The 13827-nt window shown below is 56.2% G+C and carries 11 protein-coding genes; 4 read left to right on the top strand and 7 right to left on the bottom strand.

The genetic code is table 11. The annotated features are described in order from the left end of the window. Positions 1 to 40: 40 nt before the first annotated feature. From BFV67_RS21885 to yihU, 5 genes are read right to left on the bottom strand one after another with little or no spacing between them, the layout of a single operon-like run. A complete protein-coding gene (locus BFV67_RS21885; protein ID WP_025912315.1) occupies positions 41 to 1423 on the bottom strand; it encodes an MFS transporter in 1383 nt (460 codons plus the stop codon). Between the two features lie 45 nt (positions 1424 to 1468). Then, the gene (locus BFV67_RS21880; protein ID WP_069598907.1) at positions 1469 to 3493 is read right to left on the bottom strand and encodes an alpha-glucosidase; all 2025 of its coding nucleotides are present in this window, start codon (positions 3491 to 3493) and stop codon (positions 1469 to 1471) included. Between the two features lie 16 nt (positions 3494 to 3509). Continuing rightward, positions 3510 to 4751, bottom strand: a complete 1242-nt coding sequence (gene yihS, locus BFV67_RS21875; RefSeq protein WP_069598906.1) for a sulfoquinovose isomerase — start codon at positions 4749 to 4751, stop codon at positions 3510 to 3512. Between the two features lie 14 nt (positions 4752 to 4765). Next, positions 4766 to 5641 carry a sulfofructosephosphate aldolase gene (yihT, locus tag BFV67_RS21870; RefSeq protein WP_069598905.1) on the bottom strand — a complete coding sequence of 292 codons (876 nt, stop codon included), beginning with the start codon at positions 5639 to 5641 and terminating at the stop codon, positions 4766 to 4768. A gap of 17 nt (positions 5642 to 5658) precedes the next feature. Then, positions 5659 to 6549, bottom strand: coding sequence for a sulfolactaldehyde 3-reductase (gene yihU, locus BFV67_RS21865; RefSeq protein WP_069598904.1), 891 nt, complete (start codon positions 6547 to 6549; stop codon positions 5659 to 5661). Positions 6550 to 6704: 155 nt separating this feature from the next. Between yihU and BFV67_RS21860 the strand changes: the two genes are divergently transcribed. Next, positions 6705 to 7601 carry a sugar kinase gene (locus tag BFV67_RS21860; RefSeq protein WP_069598903.1) on the top strand — a complete coding sequence of 299 codons (897 nt, stop codon included), beginning with the start codon at positions 6705 to 6707 and terminating at the stop codon, positions 7599 to 7601. A gap of 34 nt (positions 7602 to 7635) precedes the next feature. Continuing rightward, entirely contained in the window at positions 7636 to 8430 is a 795-nt protein-coding gene (locus BFV67_RS21855; RefSeq protein ID WP_069598902.1) for a DeoR/GlpR family DNA-binding transcription regulator, read from the top strand. 40 nt (positions 8431 to 8470) lie between these two features. Here BFV67_RS21855 and BFV67_RS21850 read toward each other — a convergent pair whose 3' ends face one another. After that, entirely contained in the window at positions 8471 to 11335 is a 2865-nt protein-coding gene (locus BFV67_RS21850; protein WP_069598901.1) for an autotransporter outer membrane beta-barrel domain-containing protein, read from the bottom strand. Between the two features lie 71 nt (positions 11336 to 11406). Beyond that, complete coding sequence (locus BFV67_RS21845) at positions 11407 to 12024, bottom strand: hypothetical protein (protein ID WP_045352966.1); 618 nt, start codon at positions 12022 to 12024, stop codon at positions 11407 to 11409. 547 nt (positions 12025 to 12571) lie between these two features. Between BFV67_RS21845 and BFV67_RS21840 the strand changes: the two genes are divergently transcribed. Beyond that, entirely contained in the window at positions 12572 to 13315 is a 744-nt protein-coding gene (locus BFV67_RS21840; RefSeq protein WP_032654221.1) for a winged helix-turn-helix domain-containing protein, read from the top strand. Further along, positions 13279 to 13782 (top strand): hypothetical protein, encoded by a 504-nt coding sequence (locus tag BFV67_RS21835; protein WP_235610611.1) that lies wholly within the window; start codon positions 13279 to 13281, stop codon positions 13780 to 13782. Before BFV67_RS21840 ends, BFV67_RS21835 begins: the two co-directional genes overlap by 37 nt. The last annotated feature ends 45 nt before the right edge of the window (positions 13783 to 13827 follow it).

The raw sequence follows: 13827 nt of genomic DNA, 5'->3' as shown, positions 1-13827 counted from the left end.
TCGATCCTCAAAGCGCCCCGCAGGGCGCTCTATCACGTCATTATGCCGTACGTTTGCGCAGTTCGATCTCTTCGACGATGCGCACATACATCTTCTCGTTGAGGTTGTAGAAGCAGCCCATCGCCACGATGGTGATAACCGCCAGCAGGCTCGGGTAGATAAATATCAGCTGCCGCAGCCCTTCAACCGTGCCACTGGATTGCACCACGTTGGGCACATAGCCGATCTGCGTGAGCATGATCCCCGGGAAGAAGCCCGCCAGCGCCTGGGAGACCTTCCGGAAGAAGGTAAAACCGGTATACACCGTTCCTTCGGAGCGCACGCCGGTGCGCCACTCACCGTACTCCACGGTATCGGACACCAGCGCCCAGTTCAGGCTGTTCACGAACGCGGAGCCGAAAAAGGCCAGGCAGGAGAACGCCACAAAGCTCACCGAGCCGCCGCCGAAGAAGTAGTTGAGCAGATCGCCCGCCACCCAAATCATCAGCCCGCTGATGTAGACCTTTTTCTTGCCGAAGCGCCGCACCGCGCCGGGCATCATAAAGACGCCGATAAAAATGCAGCCCATGCTGAAGAAGCCCATGTACGACAGCAGGATCGGGTCGTTCAGCACGTACTGCGTGTAGTAGACCTGAATGGCGAGTTTGACGTTAAAGGCGCCCAGCGTGCACAGGTTGGCGATGCACAGGATAAACAGCGGACGGTTCCCGGCGATGGCGCGAAACGACTGCAGCAGCCCCGGTTTTTGCGCCGGGTTGGCGGGTTGCGCCTCGACGTAACGCTCGGTCACCCCCTTGTAGCACCACCACATAAAAAACAGTCCGAACAGCGAGAAGAGGGTGGCGGCAAAGATATAGCCAAGCTGGTCATTGCCTTCAATCAGGTTCATCACCGGAACAAAACCCACGGTACAGAGCAGCAGGCCCAGCGTAGCGCCGCCCTGACGCCAGGCGGCCAGCGAGGCGCGCTCGTCCGGGTTTTTGGTAATGGCGGGCACCATCGCGCCGTAGGAGCAGTTCATCATGCTGAAGAACAGGCCGTACAGCATGAACAGCACCGTCGCCATCACCGTTTTACCGGTGATTTCAAACGGCGTGCCAACGAAGTTGGCAATCGCCAGTAAGGTCACCGGGAACGCCGCATAGAGCACGAACGGGCGGAATTTCCCTTTCGGGCCGATCTTGCGCCGGGAGTCGAGCATGATCCCGGTGCCCATATCGGTGAAGGCGGTAAAGAACTTCGCAATCAGGAAGATAATTCCGCCGTAGGTGCCCGGCAGGCCCAGCACGTCTGTGTAAAACTTCAGCAGATAAAGCGTGCCGATATCCAGCAGGATGTTTGAGCCGAGATCGCCCATCCCGTAGGCGAGTTTTTCTTTAAACGGCAGGCGTAGGGTAGCCGGATCGGAAGTATGTTGACTCATTATTGTTCTCCGTCTGCCCGCAGGTTGCCCCGCGGGCGAGCCTTATCAGATATGACGTAAGGTGCTAAACAGATCTGCCCATTCGCTGTGCTGGCGGTAGAAGACCGGCGGCTTGCCGAGCGGGGCATCTACGGTCACGTCACCGCCCCGGCAGATTTCCCCGGTCCACGCATTCACCCAGCTGTCCTGCGGCAGATAGAGCGACCAGTTGCGGCGCCCCTCTTCATGAACCGGCGCTACCAGCAGATCGCGGCCAAACAGGTACTGGTATTTCAGCGTGTAGGCGCGCGCGTCGTCTTCATAGTGCAGGAACAGCGGGCGCATCACCGGCAGGCCGCTTTTCGCGTTCTGCGCGACCGCGGCTTTGATGTACGGCTTCAGGGTGGTGAAGACGGTGGTCATGCGCGCGAAGTGCGCGATGGTTTCCGCGTCGCCGTCGAACTGCCAGTTATCGCCTGGACGGTTGCCCTCATGGGTACGCATCATCGGCGTAAAGGCGCTGAAGTCGCACCAGCGCAGCAGCAGCTCTTTGCTGCGCTTCATCTCGAACAGGGTCGTATAGCCGCCGATGTCGCTGTGGTGCAGGCCGTGCCCGGTCATCGCCAGCGACAGCGCCGCAGGGATGACGGACGCCAGACCGTCGTCCAGGCTCCAGTCGACGTTCTGATCCCCCGCCCACATCATCACCGAGTGCTTCTGGCTGCCGGTATAGCCCGCGCGCATGAAGAACAGGATCTCGCCGAGCTTGCCGGTCTCCTGAAGCGCTTCGTAGTTACATTTGGCCCACAGGGCAGGCCAGGCGTTATGCATGATCTCCGCGCTCACGCCGTTATGCAGGAAGGTGTCGGTCGGCAGGTACTCCCCGAAATCGGCCATCCAGCCGCCGCAGCCCAGTTCGATCAGGTTCTTTTTAATGACCTCTTTGTACCAGTCGTAGGCTGCCGGGTTGGTCAGGTCGATAACGCCCGCGTAGAACTCGCCGAACTCGACGTGGTAGTCCTCGCCGTTGGCGTTTTTGGTCAGATAGCCGCGTTTCGCGGCCTCTTCGCAGAGATCTTTATCGCTGGCGACGTACGGGTTGATATAGGAGAGGAACTGAACCCCTTCCTCTTTCCACTTCGCAATACGCGCATCAAGCTGCGGATAGAGCGCGCTGTTCCACTTCCAGTTCCACATCACGCGTTTGCCAAAGGAGGTCATGCGAATGCCGGACCAGTCCTGCGCCCAGATGCCGTTGACCTTCACGCCGCCCTCGCGCATGGCGTCGAGCTTCTGCTGGCACACCTCGGTGCCGCCCTGAATGCCCAGCGTCACGCCGTCGTACACCCAGTCCGGCAGCTCCGGCTGACGCCCCAGCAGGCCGGTCAGTTTTTCCAGCAGATCGACGTACGTTTGCGCACATTCGAAGCGCAGCGTGGCGTTATCTTCCCAGAACGCCAGCTCGTGGAAGTCCGGGGCGCTGAAGTCAAAGTTCATGTAGCAGCTGTTATCCACGTGGCAGTAGTACTTCTGGGTGCTCACGAAGGTAGGCTGCGGGAAGAAGGTCCAGTAGTAGTCGCCGCCCGCGTTCTCTTTGCAGTCGGCCTGCCAGGTGACGTAGGTCTGCTTATTGCGGCCCACGCCCTGCTCGCTGGTCCACAGCGGGAACGGCTTGCCGCGCAGGTCGAAGTACGAGAACTGCTCGCCGCAGCCGTAGATATGATCTTCCGGCTGAGCTGCCAGCCGCAGCCAGATGCGGTTATGGCTGGCGGCGTCATTTTTCAGCTTCAGCTCCAGACGGCCTTCCGCATCCACGCCCACCAGCAGCGTCGCGCTTACGGCATCGCCGCGGGTAAAGCGGATCGCCCAGCCCGCGCTTTGCTGCGTGACGGTCGCGTCCGTCAGGGCAATCTTTTCGTTGAGCTTGTCTTTGATGCTGAAGTTGCCGCGAAACATCTCGATATCCGCCTCGCCTGCGCCAATCCACAGGCAAGGGGCATCCGCGGTGTGGGATAAAATCAGACGGTCCTGCCAGCGCAGGGTGAAGCCACTTTCGTTATTTTTCAGGTCAATATTGTGTAGGGTACGCATAAACACTCCGTCTTTATTATTTGGCCAGGCTATCCAGTAATCCGGCGGCGACGGCAGGGGCTAAGCCCGGGGCCAGCGGCAGGCGGGGGATCACCAGGCAGTGCAGCAGGTGGTAAATATCCTGCTTGCCGTCCCAGACTTTGGTGGTCACTTCGTTGTTGGTGTCCAGCTCCTGCCACCACGAACCGTTTTCGTAGTCCATCAGGTACTTGATGCAGTAATCCCACCACTTCTGATACCAGGCTTCGTACTGCGCTTCGCCGGTCACGGTATAGAGGGCATAGGCCGTACCCATCGCCTCGACGATTGGCCAGCGCACGCGTTCGCGGACGATTGGCTTGCCGTCCCAGCCCACGGAATAGACAAACCCGTCGGCGCCGTCGGGTGCCCAGGCGTCGCGGATGGTGGCGTGGAACAGGCCTTTTGCATCTTCCAGCAGCCAATCTGGCGGGGTTTCAAAGCGCGCTTCCAGCGCGGCGCGCAGGTGCAGCATCAGGCGGCCCCACTCAATCCAGTGCCCCGGCGTGCCGCCGTAGGCGCGGAAGCGGTGGGCGGGATTATCAATGTTGTAATCGCGGATCGGATTCCAGCTGGTGTCGAAATGCTCGTTAACGCGATACTCCCCTTTGCGCGCCACGTCATGAATAATTACCGACGCGATGCGCAGGGCGCGGTCGAGCCACTTACGATCGTGGGTCACGTCATAGACGATGAGGAAGGCTTCCACGGCGTGCATGTTGGCGTTACCGCCGCGATAGTCTTCCGTTTTGCTGAAGGCTTCATCCCAGGACTCCAGGCACATCTGCTCCTGTTCGCTCCAGAAGTAGCGCTCAATCACCTCGATGGCATCGTCCAGCAGCCTGCGCGCCTGCGGATGGCCAGTAGTGACGGCGCTCGCCGCGCCCAGCAGGACGAAGAAGTGCTGATAGCCCTGCTTGGAGGCGTCAATGACGCCTTCATCGTTTACGCAGGCGTACCAGCCGCCGTGCTGCTTGTCGCGCAGCGGGCCGTTCAGGGCATTAATGCCGTGCTCAACCAGCGCATATGCGCCGGGGCGTCCCATGTTCGCCGCCACCGCGTAAACGTGCAGCATACGCGCGGTGATCCACAGATGCGTGCCCATATCGCTGCGCACCTGGCCGTTATTGCCCAGCCAGCCAAAGCCGGTCGGTACGGCGGCGTTTTTACCGAAATCGAGAATGCGGTCGGTCTCTTGCTCGAGCCAGCGGTTATGGCTCAGGGTGTTAAACCATTTCATGTTCGGGTCCTTTCTTAACGGCGAGCCATCATTTCGTCGACGATCTCACCCAGACGCTGAAGTTTGGGGACGGAGATATCACGTAGCATCAGCTCGGTGTCCGGCAGGCCAATCACAGAGGACCAGACGGCGCGACCGGCTAAAAAGCCCGATGCCCCAGCCTGCATCGCCACGCTCACGGCGCGCGGGAACAGCTTATCGTCCACGCCGGAGGAGAGGATCACCCACGGCATGGCGATGTTCTCGTTCAGCTTCTGCGAGGCCGTCAGCAGTTCCTGCTGCGTGCCCTTACCAAACAGCGGCATCTCCACCTTATAGAGGTCGGCACCGCTGTCGCCCAGCTCTTTCGCCGCATCGATAATCGCCTGTTCGCGGTTAAATTCGGCTCCGCGACGCGGCGGACGCACCACCGGCTCGATAATGCTCAGCAGCCCGTTGTCGTGGCACAGCGTATTGAACGCTTTCACCATCTCCAGGCGCTGCTGCGGATCTTCATCGCTGCGCCACAGCACCAGCAGCTTCAGCGCTTTGCCGCCATCGCGCTTGACCGCCTGCGCGTCGACGTTCTTGTCGATCGCCACGCTGTCGACCGGAATACCGTTCCCCGGAATAAATTCGTCGGCGGCCACAATCATCGCGCAGCTTTTGGCCACGGCCTGCTGCTCGACAATCTGGCGATAGCAGAACTGCTGGTCGACGAGAATGGCCGAGGCGTACGGCGACAGAATTTTTGCCGCGTTGACCTTAAAATCGGTCAGGTGCTGGTCGGTTACCGGCACCGGCGCGCCTGCGGCGGCAAACATCAGGCGCATCGCTTCGCGCTGATCCACGGCCAGCATCGCAAAACCGCCGGAAGGTCGGGTGATATCTTTCAGGGTGTACATCGTCATTCCTCAGTCCTTTCGTATCAGTGTGTTTTTTTCAGCCCGGCAGATGCGCGAACCTGTTCAAGAATGGCCGTCCAGTCTTCGCGCCCGCGCCCGGCGGCGCGTGCCTGGTTGTAAACTTCGCGGGAGGCCGCGCCCAGCGGCATCGGAACGTGGAGCTGGTTGGCCACGTCGAGGGCGATCCCCAGATCTTTATGCGCAAGGTCGATCATGAAGGCGGGAGAAAGATCCCCTTTCAGCACCTTGTTCGGCCAGGATGTTGTGAAGTGGCCTTTACCCGCAGGCGTACCGCTCATGACCTTGAGCGCCACGTCAAAGGAGAGGCCAAGCGCTTCGCACAGCACGGCGGCCTCGGCGGAAAGGGCGTTCAGGGCAATGCTCATGTAGTTATTGATAAGCTTCACGCGGATGCCCATGCCTGGCCCGCCGGCGTTAATCAGCTCATTGCCCATCGCCATTAAGACCGGGGTGGCGCGCTCAACCTGCTGCGCCGTGCCGCCTGTCAGCAGGAGCAGCGTGCCGGCGATGGCATGGTCAGAGGTGCGCCCGACAGGCACGTCCATCAGGCTGAAGCCACGCTCAGCCATGTCGCGGATCAGCGCGTCGGTTTGCAGCGGGTGAATGGTGGACATATCAATCACCAGTGCGTCGCGGGATAACCCTTCGCACACGCCGTGCTCGCCGAACAGGACGCTGCGTACCAGGTCGCCGTTTGGCAGCATGGTGATCACGAATTCGGTGTCCGTTGCTGCCTGCGCGGGCGTTGCCGCCGCCCGAGCGCCGCTCTCTGCCAGCGCCTGAACCGCCTGCGGGTTCACGTCAAAGACGTTAAGCTGGTGGCCTTGCTTCAACAGATTCTTCGCCATTGGCGCGCCCATCTGCCCTAAACCGATAAATGCGATTGCTGACATGCCTTTCTCCTGTCACATCGTGTCAATTTTTGCGCGTTTATGTTGTCTGTTTTTGATCGTATTTGTAATTTATAGTCAAAAAATTGACACGGGTCACTTTTTAAACATTTGGTGAAATTAAAATGAAGGCATCAGAAATCGCAGAAGGAATCACCATGACTCGCATCGTTTGTGTCGGCATTACCGTGCTGGATCGCATCTGGTATCTCGATGATTTACCAAAAGAAGGTGGGAAATATGTCGCAAAGGACTATAAGGAGGTGGGCGGCGGCCCGGCGGCAACGGCGGCAGTGGCGGCGGCGAAACTGGGCGCGGAAGTGGATTTTATTGGCCGGGTGGGTGATGACGATACCGGCAGACGGCTGCTCGCGGAGCTGGAATCCCTGGGGGTGAAGACCCGCTACACGCGCGTGTTTAAGGGTGCCCGATCGTCACAATCGGCGGTGCTGGTGGACGCAGGCGGAGAGCGCGTTATTGCCAACTACCCCAGCCCCGATCTCCCTGCGGCGGCAGACTGGCTGCAAGAAATCGACTTCTCGCAGTGGGATATTGTCTTAGCCGATGTGCGCTGGCATGACGGGGCAAAACAGGCATTTACCCTGGCCCGTCAGCAGGGCGTTCCGACGTTGCTGGATGCGGATGTCACCCCGCAGAACATCGCGGAGCTGATCGCTTTAAGCGATCACGCGGCCTTCTCCGCGCCAGGGCTGCGGCGCCTTACGCAGCGGGACGAAAAAGAAAATGCCCTGAGAAAAGCACAAACGCTCACAAATGGACATGTGTATGTTACGCAGGGGCGAGACGGGTGCTTCTGGCTGGAAAACGGCGCATTGTGTCATCAGCCCGGCTTTGAGGTGAACGTGGTGGATACCACCGGGGCGGGCGACGTGTTCCACGGTGCGCTGGCGGTCAGCCTGGGGCAGCAATTGCCCGCCGCAGACGCCGTGCGTTTTGCCAGCGCCGTCGCAGCGCTGAAATGCACAAAGCCCGGTGGACGCGCGGGTATACCCGACTGTGATCAAACCCGCTCTTTTTTGTCACTTTTTGTATAAAATGCGGGGCGTGATGGTTTTCAGAGGACAGCCCATGAGCCTTACCGAACTGACCGGCAACCCGCGTCACGATCAGCTGCTGACGCTGATTGCCGATCGCGGCTATATGAACATTGATGAACTGGCGCAGCTGCTGGATGTCTCCACGCAAACCGTGCGCCGGGATATCCGTAAGCTCAGCGAGCAGGGGCTGATCACGCGTCATCATGGCGGGGCGGGCAGGGCATCCAGCGTGGTGAACACGGCGTTCGAGCAGCGTGAAGTCTCGCTTACCGAAGAGAAGCGGGCGATTGCCGAAGCCATTGCGGACTATATTCCCGATGGCTCGACTATTTTCATCACCATCGGCACGACCGTAGAGCACGTTGCCCGGGCGCTGCTCAACCATAACCACCTGCGCATTATCACCAACAGCCTGCGGGTGGCGCATATTCTGTATAAGAATCAGCGCTTTGAAGTGATGGTGCCTGGCGGCACGCTGCGCCCGCACAATGGCGGGATTATCGGGCCTGCGGCAACGGCGTTTGTGTCTGGTTTTCGGGCGGATTATCTCGTGACCAGCGTGGGGGCAATTGAGCACGACGGCGCGATGATGGAGTTTGACGTCAATGAAGCCAGCGTGGTGAAAACCATGATCGCCCACGCTCGCCACATTCTGCTCGCAGCCGATCATACGAAATTTACCGCATCCGCGGCGGTAGAGATTGGCAACGTGGCGCAGGCCACGGCACTCTTCACCGATGAGATGCCTGGCTCGGCTCTGCAAACTCACCTGAAATCCAGTAAGGTTGAAATCATCCTGGCCAGTACCAGCGATGATATTGCCTGAAGCAAAAAAAGCCGCTGAGCAAACAGCGGCTTAAATATTTTTATTTGAAGCTGTATTTCACCCCTAACATCCCCTGCGTATCGCTGTAGCCTTTATCGCCTATCTGCTGAGCCACGTTGCCCCATACGCTAAGCTGCGGCGTAATCTGCCCCTCTACGCCGGTCTTGAGTTCACCGATATTGCGCGTACCACGCATGTCATTGCTGATGTCATCCATGCGGATACGCGTGGTCTGGGTGTTGTGGATCCAGTTCGCTTCGATAAACGGCTGGAAGGTCCGTGATTTACCGTCGTCAATCGCGTTATGTCCGCTGATGTAGGCCTTCACGCCGAGACGTGTCATCAGGTTGCCCTGAGTCTCGTCTTTCACCCGCGTGCCGTTGCGCTCGCGATGATCGTCAGCCTGCACGTCCATCCAAACGGCCTGCGCTTTCGGCTGGAACCAGTAGCTGTTGCGGCTGCTTTCGCCCACCTTAACGCTATAGCCCGCTTCGACAGAGGCGGTCACGCCGCTGGAACGATAACTCTCAGTGGCCTGATCCTGTCCCATTACCTTATTGTCGAACCAGTTATACAGCACCCAGCTATCAATGTAGGTGCCACTTTTATCCGCCTCGTTTGCGTACCAGGTACCATACAGACCGACGCTATAGCCATTCACTTCACCGCGTGAGCGATAGCCGGTCAGGCTGGAAGCGCTCCGGCTCTGGCTGTTGCCGTAGCCTGCCATCAGGCCAAGATGCCAACGGTCCAGGCCATCGGTGCTCCACTGGGCGACATCACCACCCAGCTGCAGCACGTAGCGATTGGCGGTGGTTTTTAGCTGGCTGCTGCCGTCGTTAAAACGCGTATGACCGCCGACGTTACGCATCCACAGGCTCGTCACTTTCTGCTCGCCCGTAAGCATGTCGGTGTATTGCGTTTCACCCAGACGATCGTGCAGACGGGTCATAAACAGCGTATTGGCCGCATAGCTGTTTGCCAGATAGCTGCCAAATTCCGGGCGATACTGGTGCTCGCTTTTCGGTGGTGCGGCTGGGGGGACCGGCTCTTGCGGCGGGATCACCGGGTCAACGGGCGGATCTACCGGGTCCACTGGGTCAACAGGTGGATCTACGGGGTCGACCGGTGGGTCTACAGGATCAACGGGCTCGACCAGGCTGGTCAAAAACCAGTTTTTACCTTTTTGCACAACGTTATAGTCATAGCCCCCCGCCACGATACGGCTGGCCTTCTCAAACGTCCCCTCAGAGTTGCCGCCAACGCTGACAATTTCAATCCCTTCTACGGTTTGCGCGCCGGCACCGCCAATGTTGTTCACTTCCACCCCGGTATGACCGGAGGTGTTGCCTTCAACGATCAGTTTGTCCGTTTCCGAAGTGTCGTCAAACAGCACGGTATTGAAGACCAGCTTGCCGCCGTTGCCGATAAAATCATCCTTGATGGTCAGCGTTTGCCACGCCGCGTCCTCTGCATGCTGGAAATTAATCGTGCCGCCCGCATTCAGCGTCAGGCTGGTCAGCGTGGAGCTGTCGCGCAGATTCCAGACGGCATCATTCATCGTCAGTGCGATAGTACCGGTACCCGCGGCGTTGCTCTCAATGAAGGACGCTCCGTTCCACAGGGAGTTGTCATCCATAGTCAGCGTAATGGTACTGTTTTGTGCCGGAAGCGCGCTGGTGGCCGCGACGCCGCCTGCGGAAAGGATATCGCCGTTGAGGATGAACTTGCCTCCTGCGGACGCATCAATCACCCCGCCGTTACTGGCGTTCAGGGCATAGCTACCGCTGTCGCGCTGGCCTGCGGTGGTAATGGTTGCACCACCCGCGAGCGCTATCACGCCGCGCGACCAGGCATACATCCCGTGCGGCGCCTGCGCGGAGCTGCTGGTTTTCTCGCTGCTGTTTACCGCAATGGTGACGTTATCTCCCAGATTCACCGCACCGGTGTACGCGTAGACGCCGTGCGCACTGGCACCGTTGGTCGTAATGGTGGCGCCTTTATCAAGGGTAATGGTTGACGAGCCGGTAGAATAAACCCCGGAGGCACTGGCCGCGTCGGTGGTAATCGTCGCGCTTTTGCCTAGCTCAATTTTTGACGCAGAACCCGCGTACAGGCCATAGGCCGATGTGCCGTACGTTTCGATGGTCGCCTCATCGCCCAGCCGGACGTATGAGCCGCTCTGGTTGGTACGAATTCCCTCAGCGTAAGTCCCGCGCGTCACAATATGCGCACGATCGCCGACGATAACGTTATTTTTTGCCTTTGAGGCATCATTCAGTGCATAAGCGCTAATCCCGCGCCCGGTGCTGCCCGTGGTTTCGATATAGAGATCGTCACCCACATAAATATTGGCGGAGCCGAGAGAACCCTGACTGAAGGAGCTGTACCCGGCATTAATACCGTCACCGCTTTGGCCGTTAACGTAGATATGGGTGCGGTCGCCGGTAATGATAAATACCGGGTTGGCCGGCGTGTTCATCCCGTGGGTACGAATACCGTCGACGTCTTTACCATTATTGGCAGCCACTTTTGACTGGGTGCGAATAGTCAGATCGTCACCAAATATCACCCCCGGGCTGCCGGACGTGGAGTTCTGAATAACGGTAACGGAATGCTCAAAGGCTTCCGCCCCAGGCCCTTCGAGGGTGATCCCATCTCCGTAAATCGGGATATTCCCCGGGCTGTACTGGTAGACATAGTTAGGATCGCCGGTATTTTTGCTAAAGTTCGCGTTTGCCGTTGCGGGTATCAGTGCCTGTATTTCTGCAGGCAAATCCGTTACCGCTCCGGAGGCAGGTAAATTAGCAAAATCTATTACCGCTGCATGTGCGGTAAATAGCGCTGACGTTAACGCCAGCGAAATCGCAGCGGCGACTGGTGAGTGTTTCATTAAATATGGCATGACTGCCCCCTTTCTTTCAGGCGTAGAACATCCTCCACACCATTAGATGTGGGTAGGTAAACAGGTTGAAATTACAAAATAGAAACGAGAACTTTATGAATACTGGTGCCTAACTTCCTCTCAAGTCGTATTTTATGAACATAAATTTTTTTAACATCAATGCCGTCTGATTTTATAATCTCCTGGAGGCAAGCACCTGACAAAAATCTGTTCAGTAACGTAAATTCAACAGCGTTCAACATGCTGCCGCGTCTGCTATTTAACCGTCTCCCGGAGAAAAGATGGCTGATTTTCTCTTTTAATATAAAGTCGTTATCATTCGAATAAATAATTCCCTTTATTTCACTGCGCTGCATGAAAAAATAATTGGCCAATGCTTCCAGCTTGCGGTCTGTGATAATCACGATGTTCATGTTAGTTCTCACCAGACGTTCAATCCATTGCGGATCGGCAAGTACGCGCAGGTTGCAAAACGAAAAGTCAACAAATATAAAGCCGCGTAATAAGTGATTCTTGTTTCCTTGCAATATTTTATTTTCTACTGCAATCTGCAGGAAATGGTTACCACCAGGCCAAACTGCGAATGAGGCATTTCCACAATATTGTGAACGTACTGCGTTATCTGGAAATAACTGACAGGACAATTCACAGCTCATACAGCGGACAACCTTATGCGACGATGTCATCATCCAGTCCACTCCTGTCTTATTTTCACTGTCAATATTTCACTGCCATCCAAATGTGTCAATCTTGAAACATATCCCGTGCCCCTCTCTTGTTTATGATAAATAGTGGTGAAGAATATAAATTCCTGGTGATGTCTATTTTGTCAGGCCGTAGCCATAGCGAAAGGACATACTTTGGCCATCGTATTCCAGGACTATTCTTCAGCCCCTTAAGATTATTCGACAAAAAAAATCCTGGAGGACGATTTACGAAATAGCACTAATAGCTAAAGATTCGTTTCTTAAATCGGCTGTAACGACAGTCTTTTCGCGACTTGGGGCTCAATATAATGAGTGGGCCGGGCGAAGTGTAATGAAATCTCATTATGTCGTTTTAGATGAGAGAAACCTAAGAAAACTGCCTTTTAACTGATTGAAAAACAATATGTTATTCTTAATCTTAGTTGGGGTGGTATCGCGTCCTGATCCTTCTGACCTATACTGTTGTTAAATATACGTATATCTTTCTGGTGTATATAGTTAAGGGTTGTTATTGCTGAGGAAAGGAAAATTGTATCTTATTAACAAATTGGTCGAGTATGATCCAGAAAACAAAAACCTGGTAAATCATATTACCGGGCGCTCGATACAATTGCAGCTTCCTGCCAACCTCTGTTTTCTTTATCTCATCACCCATCCCGGAGAAATAATTTCGCAAAACCAGTTAATGGTGGTGGGATGGGGGGAGCGCAATGACGTCACTACGCCGAATACCTTTTACCAGGCTATTTTGACATTACGTAATGCCCTCGCTGAGGTGGGCTTACCGCGCGATACGGTAAAAACGATTTCGCGTCGCGGGCTTATGCTTTCCGAGGCTACCGAGGTTGAATTATTTGTCCCAACCGCTGAGCCAGTCATAGCCAATAAAGACGTGCTCGTTGCCAAGGGCGCCGCAAGGCAGAGGCCAGCCTGGCTGATAATAACGACCGCAACGCTTTTGTTGATCGCGCTTATCAACGGGGGAATATTATATAAAAAGCACCAGAACATGCCGTTTAGTCACTACATTCCCCTTTCAACGGGCAGCACGACCCAGGCCTGCCAACTTTTTTATGCACCTAACGAACATATTCAGGATCATTACGTGCGCTTGCTAAACAATAATCCCGGTCTGTGTGCCGAAAAACGATACGTTTTTCTCGTCGGCTATAGTAAAACGGAGCGAATCGCGGCGTTTGTCTGTAATAACGATGCGCGAAGGGACGCGACGGCGTTATGTACCACCCATTATTTTTGGGCGCACGAAAAATGATGACTCTCCGGAACCGTATCATTTTGCTGGCGGCATTTCTGGCGGCCGCTGTCAGCAGTGGCTGGTTAGCTTATTCGCATTTATCGAGTACGCCGATACGCTGTACGGGAGATGTGGAATGGACGATTGGTAAAAACCGATTTGTGGGTACGGTTTCCTGGCGGATGCAGCATCGGGAGGGGGCTACGGTTATTAACGGTAAATTATTTGGTCAGACGGTTACTGAAGTTAATCGTACCATCTATTTTCACTACAGTGACCATGAGAACGCGCGCGTGTTAAATAACAATCGTATTGTTAAAACCTTTGCCGATAATGCGGATGAGGCTGATATCAACGCAACGCTACCGGGTTTTTACCGCACGCCGGGTAGGGAGCTGAGCCTGATGATCGATGAGTATCGGGGGGCCTGGATTTTTGCCGCGTCAAACGTCCCTTCGCTTTACTGTCGTAAAAACGCGCCGTAAAAATCGATCGCACACCTTAGACCGCATCCATAGTCAAATCTCTTT

Origin of the sequence: Enterobacter roggenkampii (assembly GCF_001729805.1) — a bacterium.
GTDB lineage: Bacteria > Pseudomonadota > Gammaproteobacteria > Enterobacterales > Enterobacteriaceae > Enterobacter > Enterobacter roggenkampii.
This window is presented reverse-complemented; position numbering and strand designations above follow the sequence as displayed.